This is a genomic window from Nocardia sp. CA-107356 (genome assembly GCF_050946365.1).
Taxonomy (GTDB): domain Bacteria; phylum Actinomycetota; class Actinomycetes; order Mycobacteriales; family Mycobacteriaceae; genus Nocardia.
Genome location: NZ_CP191992.1, coordinates 1,760,565 through 1,778,664, shown reverse-complemented (window position 1 = coordinate 1,778,664; position 18,100 = coordinate 1,760,565). Strand labels below are relative to the sequence as shown.

At 67.2% G+C, this 18,100-nt stretch carries 17 protein-coding genes; 10 read left to right on the top strand and 7 right to left on the bottom strand.

All coding sequences use genetic code 11. The features are described from left to right. Nucleotides 1–44 precede the first annotated feature (44 nt). The 3 genes from ACQP1G_RS08200 to ACQP1G_RS08190 all read left to right on the top strand — a co-directional run bounded on the left by ACQP1G_RS08200 (nt 45) and on the right by ACQP1G_RS08190 (nt 3,524). Nucleotides 45–1,268: a tobH protein gene (locus ACQP1G_RS08200; RefSeq protein WP_433200315.1), complete on the top strand. Its 1,224-nt coding sequence runs from the start codon at nt 45–47 to the stop codon at nt 1,266–1,268. Then, nucleotides 1,268–2,488: a mannose-6-phosphate isomerase, class I gene (gene manA, locus ACQP1G_RS08195; RefSeq protein ID WP_433200312.1), complete on the top strand. Its 1,221-nt coding sequence runs from the start codon at nt 1,268–1,270 to the stop codon at nt 2,486–2,488. Before ACQP1G_RS08200 ends, manA begins: the two co-directional genes overlap by 1 nt. 115 nt (nt 2,489–2,603) lie before the next feature. Continuing rightward, nucleotides 2,604–3,524 (top strand): cation diffusion facilitator family transporter, encoded by a 921-nt coding sequence (locus ACQP1G_RS08190; protein WP_433200309.1) that lies wholly within the window; start codon nt 2,604–2,606, stop codon nt 3,522–3,524. 21 nt (nt 3,525–3,545) lie between these two features. Here the strand turns inward: ACQP1G_RS08190 and ACQP1G_RS08185 are convergent, their stop codons facing one another. Next, the gene (locus tag ACQP1G_RS08185) at nt 3,546–5,009 is read right to left on the bottom strand and encodes a phytoene desaturase family protein (protein ID WP_433200306.1); all 1,464 of its coding nucleotides are present in this window, start codon (nt 5,007–5,009) and stop codon (nt 3,546–3,548) included. 55 nt (nt 5,010–5,064) lie between these two features. Further along, nucleotides 5,065–5,649, bottom strand: a complete 585-nt coding sequence (locus tag ACQP1G_RS08180; RefSeq protein WP_433200303.1) for a TetR/AcrR family transcriptional regulator — start codon at nt 5,647–5,649, stop codon at nt 5,065–5,067. 104 nt (nt 5,650–5,753) lie between these two features. On the opposite strand from ACQP1G_RS08180, the gene ACQP1G_RS08175 reads away from it, so the two are divergent. Next, nucleotides 5,754–6,179, top strand: coding sequence for a DUF4267 domain-containing protein (locus ACQP1G_RS08175; RefSeq protein ID WP_433200300.1), 426 nt, complete (start codon nt 5,754–5,756; stop codon nt 6,177–6,179). Nucleotides 6,180–6,362: 183 nt separating this feature from the next. Next, entirely contained in the window at nt 6,363–6,578 is a 216-nt protein-coding gene (locus tag ACQP1G_RS08170; RefSeq protein ID WP_433200297.1) for a DUF4287 domain-containing protein, read from the top strand. 139 nt (nt 6,579–6,717) lie between these two features. Here ACQP1G_RS08170 and ACQP1G_RS08165 read toward each other — a convergent pair whose 3' ends face one another. Both ACQP1G_RS08165 and ACQP1G_RS08160 read right to left on the bottom strand, forming a co-directional pair. After that, complete coding sequence (locus tag ACQP1G_RS08165; RefSeq protein ID WP_433200294.1) at nt 6,718–6,939, bottom strand: hypothetical protein; 222 nt, start codon at nt 6,937–6,939, stop codon at nt 6,718–6,720. Between the two features lie 35 nt (nt 6,940–6,974). Then, nucleotides 6,975–8,333, bottom strand: a complete 1,359-nt coding sequence (locus ACQP1G_RS08160; protein WP_433200291.1) for a cation:dicarboxylate symporter family transporter — start codon at nt 8,331–8,333, stop codon at nt 6,975–6,977. A 129-nt stretch (nt 8,334–8,462) separates the two neighbouring features. On the opposite strand from ACQP1G_RS08160, the gene ACQP1G_RS08155 reads away from it, so the two are divergent. Together ACQP1G_RS08155 and ACQP1G_RS08150 are read left to right on the top strand one after the other, a co-directional pair. Continuing rightward, nucleotides 8,463–10,133, top strand: coding sequence for an ATP-binding protein (locus ACQP1G_RS08155; RefSeq protein WP_433200288.1), 1,671 nt, complete (start codon nt 8,463–8,465; stop codon nt 10,131–10,133). Then, on the top strand, nt 10,130–10,831 hold the full coding sequence (locus ACQP1G_RS08150) for a response regulator (protein WP_433200285.1): 702 nt from the start codon (nt 10,130–10,132) through the stop codon (nt 10,829–10,831). The genes ACQP1G_RS08155 and ACQP1G_RS08150 overlap by 4 nt, the downstream gene beginning before the upstream one ends. A 159-nt stretch (nt 10,832–10,990) precedes the next feature. Here the strand turns inward: ACQP1G_RS08150 and ACQP1G_RS08145 are convergent, their stop codons facing one another. The 3 genes from ACQP1G_RS08145 to rfbD form a co-directional block, all read right to left on the bottom strand. Next, a complete protein-coding gene (locus ACQP1G_RS08145) occupies nt 10,991–12,070 on the bottom strand; it encodes a sugar phosphate nucleotidyltransferase (RefSeq protein WP_433208282.1) in 1,080 nt (359 codons plus the stop codon). 116 nt (nt 12,071–12,186) lie between these two features. Continuing rightward, the gene (locus ACQP1G_RS08140) at nt 12,187–13,080 is read right to left on the bottom strand and encodes a glycosyltransferase family 2 protein (protein ID WP_433200282.1); all 894 of its coding nucleotides are present in this window, start codon (nt 13,078–13,080) and stop codon (nt 12,187–12,189) included. Nucleotides 13,081–13,171: 91 nt separating this feature from the next. Next, nucleotides 13,172–14,038 (bottom strand): dTDP-4-dehydrorhamnose reductase, encoded by an 867-nt coding sequence (gene rfbD / locus ACQP1G_RS08135; protein ID WP_433200279.1) that lies wholly within the window; start codon nt 14,036–14,038, stop codon nt 13,172–13,174. Between the two features lie 251 nt (nt 14,039–14,289). On the opposite strand from rfbD, the gene ACQP1G_RS08130 reads away from it, so the two are divergent. From ACQP1G_RS08130 to ACQP1G_RS08120, 3 genes are all read left to right on the top strand, one after another. Next, nucleotides 14,290–15,753 (top strand): LCP family protein, encoded by a 1,464-nt coding sequence (locus tag ACQP1G_RS08130; RefSeq protein ID WP_433200276.1) that lies wholly within the window; start codon nt 14,290–14,292, stop codon nt 15,751–15,753. Nucleotides 15,754–15,771: 18 nt separating this feature from the next. After that, nucleotides 15,772–16,494, top strand: coding sequence for a TIGR03089 family protein (locus ACQP1G_RS08125; RefSeq protein ID WP_433200273.1), 723 nt, complete (start codon nt 15,772–15,774; stop codon nt 16,492–16,494). A 102-nt stretch (nt 16,495–16,596) separates the two neighbouring features. Beyond that, nucleotides 16,597–17,904: a cytochrome P450 gene (locus ACQP1G_RS08120; RefSeq protein WP_433200270.1), complete on the top strand. Its 1,308-nt coding sequence runs from the start codon at nt 16,597–16,599 to the stop codon at nt 17,902–17,904. Nucleotides 17,905–18,100: the final 196 nt, after the last annotated feature.

The following is an 18,100-nucleotide window of genomic DNA, read 5'->3' as shown; positions in this document are numbered from 1 at the left end:
GGGCGGGACCGCACACAGCGCGATGAGGGGAGGTGGGACGCCCGATGATCGCTGGAACACCGGTGCTCGACCTCGACGATGCCGCTTCACTCGAGGCGGCCGATGTCGGCGGCGCCCTGCGCTCCGCCGCATCCGGCGGCGCGCAGGTACGCGCGACCGCGGCGGCCGTGGCTGAGGACGCGCTCGCGCGCCTCGCCGATCTACGACCACGCAGCGTGGTGCTGGTCTCCGGCGCGGGCCGGGCCGCACGCGCCGCCAGCCTGATCGTCGCCGCGCTCGGAGATCGCGCGGGCCTACCCGTGGTGCCCGTCTCCGCCCTACCGCCGTGGGTGGGGCCGTTGGATGTGGTGCTCGTCGCGGGCGACGACGCCGGTGATCCCCGGCTGATCGACGCGGTCGACCGAGCGCAGCGCCGGGGCGCCGAAGTCGTGGTCGCCGCTCCGCACGAGGGACCGCTCCGTGCCGCGGCGGCCGGGCGCACATCGCTGCTGGAGCCACGAATTCCGGTCCTGGACCACAACCGCCTGCTGCGCTTCCTCTCGGCCTGTATCGCGGTGCTGCGCATCGTCGATCCGGCCCGTTCGGGTGCCGCCGTACCCGATCTGACCGAACTGGCCGATGTGCTCGACGCCGAGGCGTTGCGCGATGGTCCGCATAACGAGGTCTTCCACAATCCGGCCAAGACGCTGGCAGCGCGCATGCACGAGCGCGGCATCGTATTGGCCGGGGACTCCCCCGCCGCCAGCGAGCTGGCCGAGCACGGGGCCGAGGTGCTGTTGCAGTCCGCGGGTCGGGTGGCCAGCGCGGTGGATCTGGCCGAGGCCGTCGCCGCCAACCGACGCATGGTCGAGGCCGCCGGGCAATCCGCGCCCAACTTCGATCCGCTGTTCCACGACACGGAGCTGGACGGTCCGGTGCCGGTGGAGCGCATCCGCGTCTTCGTGCTCAGCGCGGACCTGGATCAGTCGGCGGCGCGCCGTAGGCTGGCCGTCTTCGGCGGGGCCGGATCGGGTCTGGTCGATGCCGATCTGGTGAGCGCGGACGTGGAGCTGCTGCATTCCTCACTTGCCGATCCCGCGGTGCCCGTGCAGGCCAGGGTGGATGAATCGGGCGTTCCGGTACCCGGCAGCCTCGCCCACGCCAGCGAACTCGAACAACTCGCGGTGCTCGCGCTGCGCCTGGAGATGGCCGCGGCCTATCTGCGGCTGATCGGATCCCGCGGCGGTGCGAACCCGACCACGGAACAGCTCGACGGGGGACGCTACTAGTGCACGAACTCGTTGGTGCGCTGCGTTCCTATGCCTGGGGTTCACGCACCGCACTCGCTCAGTTGTGCGGCCGACCGGTCCCCTCCGCACATCCGGAGGCGGAGCTGTGGTTCGGTGCCCATCCCGCCGATCCGGCGCATGTCCGCATCGAGGACAGCACCCGCTCCCTGCTGGAGTTGGTCGCGGCCGATCCGGAGCGCGAACTCGGCTCCGCCGCACCGGAATTCGGCGGGCGGCTGCCGTTCCTGTTGAAGATCCTCGCCGCCGAGGAACCGCTGTCGCTGCAGGCGCATCCGAGTTCGGCGCAGGCACATACCGGATTCGAGCGGGAGAACCGCGCGCGGGTGCCGCTGGATTCGCCCATGCGCAACTACCGCGACGAGAACCACAAGCCGGAACTGGTGGTTGCGCTGGACCGGTTCGAGGCGCTGGCCGGATTCCGGGAGCCGCACCGCACGGTCGACCTACTGCGCGCACTCGATGTGCCCGGGCTGCGCTCCTATGCGGACCTGCTTGCCGCCCAACCCGATTCGGCCGGACTGCGCACCCTGTTCACGACCTGGATCACCCTGCCGCAGAATGTGCTCGCCACGCTGCTGCCCCACGTGCTCGACGGCTGCGTGCGCTACCTATCGGTCAAGGGCAGCCGTGAGTTCACCGCCGAGGCGCGCACCGCACTCGAACTCGCCGAGGCCTATCCGGGCGATGCCGGGGTGCTGGCCGCGCTGCTGCTCAACCGATTGACCTTGGAGCCGGGACAGGGCCTGTTCCTCGCAGCCGGCAATCTGCACGCATATCTGCGTGGACTCGGCGTGGAGATCATGGCCAACTCCGACAATGTGCTGCGCGGCGGTCTGACGCCCAAACATGTCGATGTGCCGGAACTGTTGCGGGTGCTGGATTTCGAACCGATCGATCTGCCGGTGGTACTGCCGGAACCGGCGGGCGACGGATCGGTGCGGTACCGGACACCAGCGCCGGAGTTCGCCCTGCGCCGCTTCGATCTGACCGCCGGATCCGGGCAGGTGCCACTGACGTCTGCGGGGCCGGGAATCGTGCTGTGCACCTCAGGGCGAGTGCGGCTACTGCAGGGCGGGACCTCACTGGTATTGGAACGCGGTGCCGCGGCATGGATATCGGCTGCCGACAGCGAGATTCGCGCACAGGCCGTAGACGGCGATGCGCAGCTGTTCTGCGCATGCGTCGGTGGAGCCGCCTGACGGCACTGCCCGAACGCCCCATCATCCGGCGAGCGCCGGAATCCGGCATTCGGACTCGGCCCGGCCACAGGCTAAGTTAGCCAAGATCGGCAATACGAGCGGGAGGACCCTTTACATGTCGGCTGGTGGTGGCAAGAAGGCGATTCTCGCCGCGTTGTCGGCGAACGCGGGGATCGCGGCGGCGAAGTTCGTCGGCGCATTCATCACCGGTTCGGGATCGATGCTGGCCGAGGCGGTGCACTCGGTCGCGGACACCGCCAACCAGGGTCTGCTGCTGCTCGGGCAGCGCCGCGCCGCACAGGATGCCGATGAACTGCATCCGTTCGGGTACGGGCGCAACCGTTACTTCTATTCGTTCATCGTGGCGTTGGTGCTGTTCACACTCGGCTCGATCTATGCCATCTACGAGGGCATCCACAAGATCCAGCATCCGGAGGAGCTGAGCAATCCGATCGTCGCGATCGTCATCCTGTTCATCGCGATCTGCCTGGAGGGTTACAGCTTCGCCACCGCGATGCGGGAATCCATCCCGCTCAAGGGAAATGCGAGTTGGTGGCGGTTCATCCGCAATTCGCGCAGTCCGGAACTGCCGGTGGTGCTGCTCGAGGACACCGGCGCACTCATCGGTCTGGTCTTCGCATTCGCCGCGGTCGGACTGACCATGATCACCGATGATCCGGTCTGGGATGGCATCGGCACGCTGGCCATCGGCGCACTGCTCGGCATCATCGCGCTGATCCTGATCGTGGAGATGCAGAGCCTGCTGATCGGTGAGGGCGCGACGCCGGAAGAGGACAGGGCGATCCGCGCCAACCTGGTCGACGGCACGCGCATCGACCGGGTGATCCACCTCAAGACCCAGTACCTCGGTCCCGAGGAGATCCTGGTCGCGGCCAAGATCTCGATCGTGCCCGAGTTGGATATCGCGGATATCGCGGCGGCCATCGACGACGCGGAGGCCAGGGTCCGGGCGGCCGTGCCGGCCGCGCGAGTGATGTATCTGGAACCGGATCTCTACCGCAGGCAGACCGTCTGACCCGCAGACCGTGCGGTCGGGTTAGGCGGGATGGGCTGTGCGCAACAGGTCGAGTGGGTCGGTATGGATTCCGAACTCCCGGCGCAGCACGCGGCGGGCGGTGTGCAGGCCCGACATGCCGTGGACACCCGGACCGGGCGGGGTCGAGGCGGAGCAGAGGTAGACGCCGGGTAGCGGTGTGGCGTAAGGGTTCCAGCGCGGAACGGGGCGGAACGCGAACTGGCGCAGAGTCATCGCGCCCGCGGAGATATCGCCGCCGATGTAGTTGGCATTATGGGTGGGCATTTCGGCGCCGGTGACGACATTCTTCGCCAGGATCAGGTCGGTGAAGCCCGGGGCGAAACGTTCCACCTGGGCGATGACGGCGGCGCTGATATCGCGGGTCGAGCCGTTCGGGACATGCGCGTAGGTGTACAGCGTGTGACCACCCGCGGGCGCCCTGGTCGGGTCGACCACACCGGGCTGGATGGCGAGCACGTACGGACGGTCCGCGTGTTGTCCTGCGGCGATGGCCTTTTCGGCGGTCATCGCCTCGGCGCGGGTGCCGACCAGGTGCAGCGTTCCGGCGAGTTCGCATCCGGGCGCCTGCCATGGCACCGGTCCGGTGAGCGCGAAGTCGACCTTGCAGGCCGCGCCGCCATAACGGAAGCGCCGCAAACCCTTTGCGTAGCGATCCGGCAGCCGGTCGCCCGCCAGACGCAGCAGTTCGGCGGGCGCGGTGTCCAGCACAACTGCACGCGCGCCGCCGAATTCGTCGAGCGAATCGACCCGGTGCCCAATGACGATCTTGCCGCCGAGGCGTTCGAGTTCGGCGATCAGCGCGTCCGCTATGGCCTGACTCCCGCCGCGGGGCAGCACCCAGCCACCGGCGTGGGCGAGCGTGGCGAGCAGCATGCCCGCTCCGGCCGCGGGGATGGCGCGCGGCGGCGTGATCGCGTGCGTGGCGACGCCGGTCAGCAGTGCCGGGGCCGCCTGCTCCCGAAATCGGATATTCCACAGGGGTGATCCCTGCTCGAGCACCCGCAGCCCGAAACGCAATCCGGTCAGCGGATCGGCGGGTGGGCGGCGCAGATCCGACATCGCGAGATCGACCACCTCCCGCCAATGCCGAACCAGCGGCCCGAACAGCGACCGCCACGCGGCGCCGTCACGGCCGAGATCCGTGGCGGTGCGGTCGAGATCGCGCCACGCCACCGCGGCCGTACCGCCGTCGAGTGGATGCGCGTAGGACACCTCGGGCGCGAGCAACTCGACACCGTGCGCCGCCAAGTCGAAGGCGCGAAAGAACGGTGATGCCAATGCCATCGGATGCGCACCGGCACATACGTCGTGCCGGTATCCGGGCAGCGTCAGTTCCGCCGTGCGGCAACCACCGCCCGCGGTGTGCTCCGCCTCGTACACCTCGACGTCGAGACCGGCACGGGCCAGGATCACCGCCGCGGCGAGACCATTGGGACCGGAACCGACGACGACGACATCAGGCATACCTCGATTCTGCCGCGCCGACCCGGGCCGTGCCGTCAGCCGTCAGAGGTATCGGTCACCCATTCGCGCCCTGATGGGTCCATTGGCCGAGCAGTACCCGGATGCGCTCTTCGCGCAACTCGTCGACCAGCCGACCGCTGCGATCCAGGGTGGCGATGCCGTGCAGTGTGCTCCAGACCACCTCGGTCCCCGCCTGCAGATCGAACTCGCCCGCGAACGGCGCGTAGGCGCTCTGGATCTCGCCGAACGCGTCGCGCAGCACCTGCGGGGCATCGTTGCCGAAGGTGAGTTCGGTGTTGAGTACGAACATCGCGTCGTAGCGGGCCGGGTTCTCGATCGCGAAGTCCAGGTAGCCGCGCACCATGGCTTCGAGCGCCTCGACCGGGGTCTTCACGTGGGCCCGCCGCTCACGCAGTCGTGCGGTCAGATCGGCGATACCTTCCTCCGCGACGGCGGAGACGATCGCCGCCTTGCCCGCGAAGTGGCTGTAGAGCACCGGCTGGCTGTATTCGATCTTCTCGGCGAGGCGGCGCACGGTCACCGCCTCCCAGCCCGACGTTTCCGCGAGCTCGCGGGCGGTGTCGATGATCCGCTGATGGCGTTCGGCGCGTTCGCGTTCTTTGCGGTTCTGCGTGGTCATGACAGAAATTCTAGCAGCGCTAGACAAGCTAACAAAGCTCCGCTATCGTTGCTCTCGAACCTAGCGCCGCTAGATATCAGAGCAGCAAGTACGAGGAGCACACCATGACCATCTCGCGCATCGCCACCGCCCTTTCCCTCATCGGCGCGGCCTTCATCCTCTACATCGGTATCAGCTACCTGGTCACCCCGGAAACCATCGCCACCGGGTTCGGCCTGCCGGAATGGCCGTCGGGCGATGCGGTCGCGTTCATGAACCTCAAGGGCGTCCGCGACGTCGTCTCCGCGCTGATCATCCTGGTGCTGCTCGCCACCAAACAGCGCTACGCCCTCGGCATCGTGACCCTGGTGATCGCGCTGGTCCCGACCGGTGACATGCTCACCGTCCTCAGCTGGGGCGGATCCACCGCCGCCGCCTTCGGCATCCACGGCCTCACCGCCGCGCTGGTCGCCACCACGGGTGCGCTGCTGATCCGCGAGCACACCGTCGCGGATCGGCAGGACTCCCAGCGCGCCGTCGTCAACGCCTGATCATTCGGATCCCGCTGGTCGACACCAGGTTTCGCCGCAACCGGACCACCCGGCGCCGACCTCGCACACCGCGAGGTCGGCGCCGGCGTTCGTGATCCGGGACACAACCCCGCTCGCACCGATGAATTTCGGCAAGCGGCCCCGTCGATATCGCTGAACACCCAGCGAATACGGGAGACGAACATGACCACCAAGCCCAAGGGCCCCACGTCCTACTTCCCGTCGATCGAAGCCGAATACGGCCGCGCCATCGACGACTGGAAGGCCGCCATGGTCGCCTCGAACCTGAAGTCGCACAAGGAACTCGTCGAGTGGCTGAAGTCCGAGCACGGCTTCGGGCATGGGCACGCCACCGCGATCACCCAGCACCACCTGAACCCGGAGAAGTGGGCCAGTTGAGCCGCACACCACGAAGGGGCCCTGCAATCTTGCAGGACCCCTTCGTATTTCGAGAAGAGCTAGATCCGGAAAGGTTGACCCGGTAGTCGAAGAGTTCGGTGCCACATCTTCTGTCGCGGTGCTCGGTCGGCGCTGCTGGTTACGGCCCGATGAACAAGCGCTCGCACGGCAGACGCGGTAGCAGCCGGCATTCTTCGACGGTTTCGCGAATCAATTCGATTGTGCACCAGTGTTTTCGCCGCCAATCGTGGATCAGATTGGATACCGCTGCCGCGGTGGCGGTGTAATCGAAGACCACACCGGCCATCCAGATCCGCAGGTGCAGATCATCTTCTGGCGGGAACCATCTTTCGGCGGTCACGGCTTATCTCCTAGTCGACCTTTCCGGACGAGGCACTACGCCTTGACCATGTCCACGGCGTCGGGCTCCTGCTGTGTCCGCGGGCCGTGGCCATCGTCGACCATGGTCTGCTCGTCGAAGGGCAGTTTGCGGTCGAGGACCGACTGGACCCACTCCAGATCGATGGTCTTGGTCCAGGTGCCGACCAGCACGGTCGCGACGGCATTGCCCGAGAAGTTGGTCAACGCACGGGCTTCGGACATGAACCGGTCGATGCCGACGATCAGGCCGACGCCATCGAGCAGTTCGGGGCGATGGCTCTGCAGCCCGCCCGCCAGCGTGGCCAGACCCGCGCCGGTGACTCCGGCCGCCCCCTTGGACGCGACGATCATGAACAGCAGCAGGCCGACCTGCTCACCGATGCTGAGCGGTTTGCCCATCGCATCGGCGATGAACAGCGACGCCATGGTCAGGTAGATGGCGGTGCCGTCCAGATTGAACGAATATCCGGTCGGCACAACGACACCAACGGTGGTCCGTTCGACGCCGAGATGCTCCATCTTCGCGATCAGCCGCGGCAGCGCGGACTCCGAGGACGAGGTGCCAAGGATCAGCAGGTATTCCCGGGCCAGGTACCGGACCAACTTGAAGATCGACACCCGCGATACCGCCCACAGCAGCACGCCGAGCACCCCGAAGATGAAGACCAGACAGGTCAGATAGAACGCGACCATCAACAGCGCCAACTGCTTCACCGCGTCCAGGCCGGTCTTGCCGACCACATTCGCGATCGCGCCGAACGCGCCGATCGGGGCCAGCCACAGAATCATCGACAGGATCCGGAACACCAGCTTCTGCAGCGACGCGATACCGCGCAGAATCGGCTCCCCCGTCGTGCCCATGGCCTGCAACGCGAACCCGACCAGCATCGCGATGAACAGCGCCTGCAGCACGCTGCCCGTGGTCAGCGAGGAGACCAGGGTGGTCGGAATGATGCTCTGGATGAAGTCCCAGGTGCCGCCCGCGGCGTGCGCCTGATCTGCCAGCTTCGCGCCCTGTTTGGCGGTCTTGGCGATATTCATGCCGGAGCCCGGCTCGAGCAGGTTGCCGACGACCAGACCGATGGCGAGCGCGACCGTCGACATCACCAGGAAGTACCCGAGCGCCAGCCCACCGACCTTGCCGACATTGGCCGCCGAGCGCACCGATCCGATGCCGAGCACGATCGTGCAGAAGATGACCGGCGCGATCATCATCTTGATCAGATTGACGAACATGGTGCCGAGCGGTCCCACGTCCTGACCGAATTCGGGCGCCAGCCAGCCGACCAGAATTCCCGCGATTACGGCGACGATGACACCCATGTACAGCCAGTGGGTGCGGTCGCGCGGCTGTCGTTTCTGCACATCGCTCATAGCGGGAAAAGTCCTCTTCAGTGGTACCGGCGTGAGGTGGCTCACGCCCTCACGTGCACAATGTTGGCGGCTAGAGGTGACCGCGGTCACGCTTTGGTGCATTACGTTCAATGGTTCGAGGGAAAGACAGTGTTGCGCGGTGAGAAACACGGGGGACACGGTCGGCTATCGCTGGCCGGACAGGCCTTCGTGCTCCAGCTCGTGGTGCTCGGGCTGGTCATCGCCATCGGAGCGGTCCTAGCGGTGCTGGACGCCAGGCACGACAGCGATGTGACCACCGCACGGGAAGTCACCGATGTCGCGGTGGCCGTCGCACAGGCCCCCTCCACCATCGAGGCACTGCACACCCCCGATCCCACCGCGTTGCTACAACCGGTGACCGAACGGACCCGGATCCAGACCGGTATGGACTTCATCGTGGTGATGGCGCCGGACCGGACCAGGTACACCCACACCATGCCCGAGCGCATCGGGCAGCCGTTCAGCGGCAATATCGATCGGGCGCTGGCCGGGGAGACCTTCACCGAGACCTTCACCGGCACGCTCGGTCCCTCCATCCGCGCGGTCACCCCCGTCTACGAGAACGGGCGCATCATCGCGTTGGTCTCAGCCGGTGTCACCCGAGCACGGATCGGCGCACAGGTCGGCACGCAACTGCCACTGATCCTCGGCGTCGCCGCCGCAGGCCTCGCGGTCGCGGCGGCCGGATCCTTCCTGTTGAGTCGCCGGATCCGCCGCCAGACGCACGGCCTCGCGCCGGACGAGCTGCGCACGCTGTACGAACAGCACGACGCGGTGCTGCATTCGATCCACGAGGGGCTGGTGGTCTTCGGCCCGACCGGTGAGCGCGCGGAGGTCGTCAACGATGAGGCGCGCAGGTTGCTCGATCTGCCCGACGGTGTGGTCGAACACGGCGATCTGCCGATCTCGATGCAGCGCATGAGCTGGGGTGTGGTCCGTGACGAGATGCACGTGACCACCGATCGGATTCTGTTGGTCAATCAGGATGTCGTCACCTGGGAACGGCGGCCGATCGGCACCGTGATCACCATTCGCGACCACACCGAACTGCGCACCGTGATGGGCGAACTCGACTCGGTGCGCGGATTCGCGGAATCGCTGCGCGCACAGGCGCACGAATCGGCCAACCGACTGCACACCGTGATCACCATGGTGGAATTGGGCCGCTACCGGGAGGCGGTGGAATTCGCGACCGCCGAACTCCAACTGTCCCAGGCCCTTATCGATCGGCTGCTGACCTCGGTCGGCGACCCGGCACTCGCGGCGCTGCTGCTCGGTAAGGTCAACCAGGCCGCCGAACGCGGCATCGAGCTGACGATCACCGAGGACACGGCGCTCGATTCGACCGCGCCGCTGTCTGCACAGGAGACGGTGACGCTGGTGGGCAATCTGATCGACAACGCTATCGACGCGGCCACCGAGGGCGCCGGGGGATGGGTGGAAGTTACCGTGCGCCAACAGAATTCGGACGTCATCGGCGATCCGACGACAGCGGCGGATCCGGCGCTCGCGATCGAGTTGACCGCGGCGTTCGATGCAGTGCGATCGCAGGACGGGGACTCGGTGCTGTTCGTGCGGGTCGCCGACAGCGGACCCGGGATGTCGGCGGAAGCCTTCGCTCGCGCCGCCGAACGCGGCTACTCCACCAAAGCCGACCACCAAGGCCTCGGCCTGGCGCTGGTACACCGACTGGTCGACCGTCACGGCGGCGTGATCGGTACCGAGCGAGATCCGGAAAGCGCCGTGACGGTGACGATTCCGCGAAAGGATGCGCGATGATCCGAGTGTTGATCGTCGAGGACGAGCCATTGATCGCCGAGGCGCACCGCGCGTACGTCGAGCGCATTCCCGGCTTCACCCCGGTCGCCGTCGCGCACACCGGCCGCGAGGCCATGCGCGCCGCCGCCGATGCGGCCGCCGAGAATGCACCGATCGACTTGGTACTCATGGATATCGGCCTGCCCGACGCCAGCGGCCTCGATGTGGCCGCCGCCCTGACCGGCCTCGCGCCCCGCCCCGATGTCATCGCCATCACCTCGGCCCGCGACCTGGCCATGGTGCGCACCGCCGTCTCCTACGGCGTGGTCCTCTATCTCCTCAAACCGTTCACCTTCGCCGCCTTCCGCGACAAACTCGAACGCTACCGCGAATTCCGCACCGCCCTCCCCGCGGGCGAATCCGCCATCTCCCAACAGGACATCGACCGCGCCCTCGGCGCGCTACGCACCTCCGACCAGCGCGCCACCGCCCCCAAAGGCGTTGCACCGCAAACCCTCGACGAAATCTCCCGCACCGTCCGCGACGCCCCCGGCGGACTGACCGCCGCCGACACCGCCACCACCGTCGGCGTCTCCCGCATCACGGCCTGGCGCTACCTCGAAAAGCTCGCCGACGACGGCCTCGTCGACCGAAAATCCGACTACGGCCGAGCCGGCCGCCCCAAAACCCGCTACATCTGGAAGATCCGCCCGGCGTGAGCGCGGATCGACTTCCTACCCCACATCGAATCTGTCATGTATGCGGGAAACTCCACGCTGATCACGGCTGATCCCAACTCCTGCATGTCCGGACGGGCCACACCTCGCCGCGCATGGTCGAGCTCGCGCTCACGCCGAAATGCGAGATGTGGCTCGGTGTCAGACGTCGGTGGAGAAGCGGATGCCGCCGTCGGGGATGTCTACGCCGGGCCAGACTCGGGCGCCGCGTAGTAGTTCGCAGCGGGCGCCTACGTTGGCGCCGTCGCCGATGACGGCGTCGCGAACGAGGGCGCGGGGGCCGATGCGGGCGCCGAAGCCGATGATGGAGCGTTCCACGGTGGCACCGGCTTCGATGCGGGCGCCGTCGAACAGCACCGCGCCGTCGAGGCGGGCTCCGGCGCCCACTTCGGCGCCGCGGCCGACGACGGTACCGCCGATCAGCAGGGCGCCGGGTGCTACACCAGCGCCCTCGTGGACCAGGAATTCTCCGCGCTGGCCGGGCAGAGCCGGGGAGGGGGCGATGCCGCGAACCAAGTCGGCGGAGCCGCGGACGAAGTCCTCGGGGGTGCCCATATCGCGCCAGTAGGAGGAGTCGACATGACCTTGGACGCGGGCACCCTCGGCGAGCAGCGCCGGGAAGACCTCACGCTCCACCGAGACGGGGCGACCTGCCGGGATCTTCTCGATGTATTCGCGGCGGAAGACATAGCAACCGGCGTTGATCTGGTCGGTCGGCGGGTCCTGGGTCTTCTCCAGGAAGGCGGTGACCCGGCCGTCCTCGTCGGTCGGTACGCAGCCGAATGCGCGCGGATCGCTCACCCGGACCAGGTGCAGTGTCACATCCGCGTTGGTGGACTCGTGGGTGTCCAGGATCGCGCCGAGATCGGTACCGCCCAGCACGTCGCCGTTGAACACCATGATGTTGTCCGCGCGCAGCTTGGGCAGCACATTGCGAATCCCGCCGCCGGTACCGAGCGGTTCGGTCTCGGTGACGTACTCGAGCTCGAGACCGAGTTCGGCACCGTCGCCGAAGTGCTCCTCGAAGACCTCCGCCTTGAACGAGGTGCCGAGCACAACGTGGCTGATCCCGGCATCGGCGATGCGGGCGAGCAAGTGGGTGAGGAACGGCAGCCCGGCCGTCGGCAGCATCGGCTTGGGCGCCGACAGGGTCAGCGGACGTAACCGCGTGCCCTGACCGCCGACCAGAATCACGGCGTCGGTGCCTGCATTTCCTGCCATCATGCTCCCCTGTTCACAGTGGATCGTCCTCGCTGGTGCGCCCGAGACATCCTTCGACACCAGTTTCAGTACCCAGCGACACGCGCCGGGCACCATTGCGTGCCGAAGTTGTGACGCTAGCCCTGAGCTTCCCGCGCCTGTTGACGCAGCGCAGATCGAACCGCAATTCGGGAACGGATCGCAAGTCCGGTGCGCAACGCGAGCCGCAACGGTGCCTGCCACCAGTGCGGATGCCGATCGGCCTGGAATCGGTATGCGCTCGCGTGATGGGCGGGCAGCATGACCTCGGGATGGCGTCCTGCCGCATGCCCCTTGGCATGGGTGACCTCGGCGTCGGGCACGAAGACGTTGTGCCAGCCCGCCTTGCCCATCCGGTCGCCGAAGTCCACATCCTCCATGTACATGAAGTAGCGGGAGTCGAAGCCGTCGATCGAATCGAAGGCCGCGCGCCGCACCAGCAGGCACGACCCGGACAGCCAGCCGACGGCCCGCTCGGAGATCTCCTCGTTGTCCTGGCGGTAGCGCAGCGTCCACGGGTTGGACGGCCACACCGTGCCGAGAATGGCATGTCCGGCGCCGTCGAGCAGGCCTGGGACCGAGCGCGCGGAGGGGTAGACGCTGCCGTCGGGTTCGCGCACCATCGGCCCGATCGCGCCCGCCCGCGGCCAGCGCTTCGCGGCGGCGAGCAGTTTGTCGATGGAATCGGCGCCCCAGCGGATATCGGGATTGGAGATGACGATGAATTCGACGCTCGGATCGATCTCCGCGACCGCCCGGTTGATCGCCCCGCCGTAGCCGATATTGCCGCCGGTCCGTAGCAGTCGCACGTGCGAGTTCGCCTCCGCCGCCAGCTCCGGCGTCCCATCGACCGACCCGTTGTCGGCGAGAATCACCTGCGGCTTTTCGCTGGTGGCAGCGGCCAGCGTGGTGATGAAGTGCTCGAGGTGTTCGCCAGGTGAATAAGTCACCGTGACGACGACAAGCCCACCGGGGGCCACAGAATCGCTCACGACTGCGCCTCGCTGACGCTCGGCTCCGCCGTGCGCGAAGGCGCGCTGTGCTTTCGGTTCACTCGCTGACGCTCATTCACGACCGCCCAGCCTAGCCGGACAACCTCGACAGCGCGTCCCCGAGTGCGGCCTCCCATGGCCGCAGCGGTGTCAGTCCCGCATCGGCCCAGGAACGGTTGGACAACACCGAATATGCCGGGCGCCGTGCGGGTCTCGGAAATGCGGTCGAGTCACACGGGCGGACCCGAGTCGGGTCCGCGCCGAGTCCGGCGAATATCGCCCGCGCGAAGTCGAACCAGCTGGCCTGGCCGGCGTTGGTCGCGTGCAGGACCCGGGGTGCGTCGGGGCGACCCGCCAATTCCAGAAGTCCCTCGGCCAAATCGGCGGCGTAGGTCGGGGAGCCGAGCTGATCGCTGACCACGTCGACGGTGTCACGTTCGCGTTCCAGCCGGACCATGGTGGCGACGAAATCGCTTCCGCGCCCGGTGTATACCCACGCCGTGCGCACCACATGAGCGTGTGGCGCCAGTTCCAGCACGGCCTGCTCGCCCGCCGATTTGGAACGGCCGTACACGGTCGCTGGATCGGTCGGGTCCTCGGTGTCGTACGGCTTGTCGTTGGTACCCGCGAACACGTAATCGGTCGAAATATGGATCAGCCGGGCGCCGACCCGCGCGCAGGCCGCGGCGAGTACGGCCGGTCCGGTCGCATTACCGGCGAAGGCGGCATCGGGATCGGATTCGGCCTGGTCGACGGCGGTGAAGGCGGCGCAGTTCAGCACCACATCACCCGGTTCGAGCACGGCACGCACCGCGCTGGCGTCAGTGATGTCCAACGCACCGTGACCGAAGGCGCGGGCGGCGGGTGCGCGGCGCAAGAGTTCGCGCCCCAACTGCCCGCCCGCCCCGGTCACGACGAGGCGCGCGGCTGCGGTCGAGGAGGACGATATCGCGGTCACGGGCACGAGTCTGGCACGCCGTGACACCTGCGGTTGAGGTCCGCTCGGATAACCGTTGGCTAGCCTTGACGCAACGAAGACGGGGGCTACTGGAGGCGGGGCGGTCGAGTCAGCGACGTGTCGCCTTCGACGAAACCGGCGCTGCACAGGCAGAACATCAGCCGGGAGCGCTCGGCGAGCACAGTGGTGCTCGGGATGGATGCCCGGTTCGGCGAGAGGAAGCAGTGGTGCGGCAGAAGGAGAGGGCGACAGTGCCGTCGCAACCATCCGGGACCGAGGGCGGCGTCGGACCACTGCGCGCGCTCATCGCGGCAGGAGCGGTGCTGGTCCTACTCATTACCGGATTCGCCTGGCACAGTGTCGACTCGCTGATCTCGAATATCGAGCGCATCGGCGGCCTCGGGCTCGGCGGCGGCAGCGACGGCGCCGTCGACATCCTGATGGTCGGCGTGGACAGCCGCACCGACGCACACGGCAATCCCCTCAGCAATAGCGAGCGCGCCACCCTGCACGCGGGCGATGAGGTCGGCACCAATACCGACACCATCGTGCTGATCCGCGTCCCGAACGACGGCCGCTCCGCCACCGCCATCTCCATTCCGCGCGACTCCTATGTCGACATTCCCGGCCTCGGCATGGGCAAGATCAACTCGGCCTATGGCTCGACCAAGGAGGCTAAGCGGCTCGAGCTGGTCAAACAGGGCGTCTCGGAGGCCGACGCGGATAAACAGTCCACCCAGGCGGGCCGTCAGGCGCTGATCAAGACCGTCGCCAATCTCACCGGCATTACCGTCGATCATTACGCCGAGGTCAGTCTGCTCGGCTTCGTGCTGCTGACCGACGCGGTCGGCGGGGTCGAGGTCTGCCTGAACAATCCGGCCGACGAATGGATGTCCGGCGCCGATTTCCCCGCGGGCCGCCAGAAGCTCGACGGCCCAAAGGCTTTGAGCTTCGTGCGTCAGCGCCACGATCTGCCGCGCGGTGACCTGGACCGGATCGTGCGCCAGCAGGTCTTCATGGCGCAGCTGGTCGGCCGGGTGCTCAGTGCCAAAACGCTCAGCAATCCCGGCAAGTTGAAGAATCTCAGTGAGGCGGTAGGGCGCACCGTTGTGCTGGACGACAATTGGGATGTGCTCGCGTTTCTGCAGCAGCTGAAGGATCTGACAGGCGGTCAGGTCAGTTTCGAGACGGTGCCGGTCGCCGATCTCAACGACACGACCAGCGATGGCGAATCGGTCGTGCGGGTCGATCCGAAGGCGGTCAAGTCGTATGTGGCGGGGCTGGTCGATGGTAAGTCGGACGATCATGCCGAGCCGACAATCGATCCGGCGTCGGTGAGCGTCAGCGTATTCAACGCGAGCGGGGTCGGCGGGCTGGCCCGTCAGGTGGCACAGGCATTGACAGCCAAGGGATTCCAGGAGGGGCTGGTCGGCAACTACACCGGGCTCGGTGTCAGCAGCAGCCGAGTCCTTGTGGCGGATACCTCGAATCCGAAGGCCAAGGCGGTCGCGAAGGCACTCGGCGGGCTGAGCATCGTCTCCGATACTTCGTTGTCCTCCGATTCCGTCAGCGTCATACTGGCAAGCGACTATTCTGGTCCGGGCTCGGGCGCGGGCCGCGTGTTCGACTTCTCCACAACGTCGAGCACCGCAACACCCGTGCCGCCCGCCCCACCGATCGACGCAGGCCAGAACGGACCGAAATGCGTGAACTAACCATGCGCGAATTGACCGATGCGTGACCGAGACCACGCACTGACCCTCACCGAGGCGGTGCTGGATCCGATCCTCGAGCGCGATCCCACGGGTCCGCGCGTCACCTACTACGACGATGCCACCGGTGCCCGGATCGAGCTATCCGGGCTGACGCTGGCGAACTGGGCGGCCAAGACCGCCAATTTGATTCGCGACGAATTCGGGCTGAGCCCGGGCGCCAGGGTCGCGGTGCTGCTGCCGGCACACTGGCAGACCGCGGCGGTCCTGCTCGGCTGCTGGTGGGCCGGGACCGAGGTGGTGCTCGGGCCCGATCCGGACGCCGATCTGGCGCTGGCCACCGCCGAACGACTCGATGAGACCGACGGTATCGCGGAGGTCGCCGCGCTATCGCTGGACGCCTTCGGGATGCCGGTGCGCGATCTGCCGCTCGGCATCACCGATTTCGCCACGTCCGTGCGAGTGCACGGGGACCACTTCCTGCCCCGCGGCACCGGGGTGGCGCTGGATGGCATGCCGGTTTCGGAGGTGCTGGCCGAGGCCAGGAAGTCCGCACTGCGGCAGGGGTTCGCCGAGGGTGACCGGGTGCTGTCGAGCACGTCGTGGGATACCGCCGCCGAACTGATCGACGGATTCGTCTCGGTGCTGGTCGCGGGTGCCGCGCTGGTGCAGGTGGTCAATCCCGATCCGGCCCTGCGCGAGCGGCGCATCGAATCCGAGCGGGTCACCGCGCAGCGCGGCTGACCTCCTACCCCGGTATAGGTGGGCGTCCGACCATGGGACGTTCCACCCCGGCCGAGCAGTGCGTACGGTGGAATTGTCGCGCAACGATGGGGTTGGTGAGAGATGAAGCCGCAATATTGGTTCCGCTGGTTGTCGGTGCAGGGTGCGCCACGGTTGGCCCTGCGCACGCAGGCGCGGCGCGGTGATCCATTCGCCCAACTGATGGGCGGACCGGACGGCTTGGCCGATCCCTACCCACTGATCGAGCAACTGCGCGGCCGAGGTCGGCTGCAGCGCACCCCGATCGCGTGGGCCAGCTTCGACTACGATCTGTGCCGAACTGTCCTGCGGGACAACCGGTTCGGTGTTCGCACCAGCGACACTTTCAATATCCCCAAGCCGTTGCAACTGCTCGCCCAACGGCTTCCGTTACCGCCCAACCCGGTCGAGCCGCCGTCGATGCTGGTCATCGACCCGCCGGAGCATACGCGGATGCGCAAGCCGGTCGCATCGGCCTTCACCCCGCGCGCGATCGGCAGATTGCGCGATCGAGTCGAGACGGTGACCGAGGAACTCCTCGACGCGCTGCCATCGGGTGGCTCGGCCGATCTGATCGAGTCCTATGCCGCGCAGGTGCCGATCGCCATCATCTCGGAAATGCTCGGATTCCCGGAAAAGGACCGCAAGGTGTTCCTGGACTGGGGGGATCGGATGACGCCGCTGCTCGACGTCGGCATCTCCTGGCGAGCGTTCCGTCGTGCGCTCGGGTCGATGGAGTTGATGAACGACTACCTCGACGGGCATATCGTGCGCCTGCGCCGCGAGCCGGGGGACGACATCCTCAGCAGCCTGGTCACCGCAGGTGAACTCGATGACTACGCATTGAAGGCGAGTGCGAGCCTGCTGATGGGTGCGGGATTCGAGACCACGGTCAATCTGATCGGCAATGGCGTCGCCCAATTGGTCACGCACCCGGAACAATTGGATCGGTTGCGGGCCGAACCGGACCTCTGGTCGAACGCGGTCGAAGAGGTATTGCGGATCGATGCTCCGGTGCAGACGACGGCACGAATCGCATCGACCGACTTGGAACTCGAGGGTGTGCGGCTGCACAAGGGCAGTACGGTCGTGCTGTCGCTGGCGGGCGCGAACCGAGATCCTGCGGTCTTCGCCGATCCCGACGTCTTCGATGTCGGCCGCGCAAATGCCAAGGAGCACCTGACATTCAGCAGCGGTATACACGCATGTCTCGGTGCCAGCCTGGCCCGCATGGAAGCCACGTTCGCGCTGCGGTCGCTGTTCGACCGCTTCCCCGACCTGCAGTTCGACGGGCCGCCGCAACGTCGACAGTTGTTCACGTTGCACGGATACGAGCGGATGCCGGTCCGCCTCGGCCGCCGCGCACCCGCCCCTGAACCGACTGCGGTCTGAGCTCCGACTGCGGTCCGAGCTCGATGAGGGTCATCGTTTCACCGCGCTACAAGCCGTGGCGATCGCCGGTTGCCCGTTCGTACCGGCGCGCTTCGACTCCGGCCGAGACCTGGTAGGCGGTGACCGCCTACCAGGCGCGTTCCACCGAGAAGGGTTCCGAGTCCGCTAGCGGGAGTCCTCGGCGACCGGGGCTGCT

Bases quoted from the DNA above. Each gene is read 5' to 3' on its own strand.
- ACQP1G_RS08200 (WP_433200315.1), top strand. From the start codon at position 45: ATGATCGCTGGAACACCGGTGCTCGACCTCGACGATGCCGCTTCACTC.
- ACQP1G_RS08190 (WP_433200309.1), top strand. From the start codon at position 2,604: ATGTCGGCTGGTGGTGGCAAGAAGGCGATTCTCGCCGCGTTGTCGGCG.
- ACQP1G_RS08185 (WP_433200306.1), bottom strand. From the start codon at position 5,009: ATGCCTGATGTCGTCGTCGTCGGTTCCGGTCCCAATGGTCTCGCCGCG.
- ACQP1G_RS08180 (WP_433200303.1), bottom strand. From the start codon at position 5,649: ATGACCACGCAGAACCGCAAAGAACGCGAACGCGCCGAACGCCATCAG.
- ACQP1G_RS08175 (WP_433200300.1), top strand. From the start codon at position 5,754: ATGACCATCTCGCGCATCGCCACCGCCCTTTCCCTCATCGGCGCGGCC.
- ACQP1G_RS08170 (WP_433200297.1), top strand. From the start codon at position 6,363: ATGACCACCAAGCCCAAGGGCCCCACGTCCTACTTCCCGTCGATCGAA.
- ACQP1G_RS08160 (WP_433200291.1), bottom strand. From the start codon at position 8,333: ATGAGCGATGTGCAGAAACGACAGCCGCGCGACCGCACCCACTGGCTG.
- ACQP1G_RS08150 (WP_433200285.1), top strand. From the start codon at position 10,130: ATGATCCGAGTGTTGATCGTCGAGGACGAGCCATTGATCGCCGAGGCG.
- ACQP1G_RS08145 (WP_433208282.1), bottom strand. From the start codon at position 12,070: ATGGCAGGAAATGCAGGCACCGACGCCGTGATTCTGGTCGGCGGTCAG.
- ACQP1G_RS08125 (WP_433200273.1), top strand. From the start codon at position 15,772: ATGCGTGACCGAGACCACGCACTGACCCTCACCGAGGCGGTGCTGGAT.
- ACQP1G_RS08120 (WP_433200270.1), top strand. From the start codon at position 16,597: ATGAAGCCGCAATATTGGTTCCGCTGGTTGTCGGTGCAGGGTGCGCCA.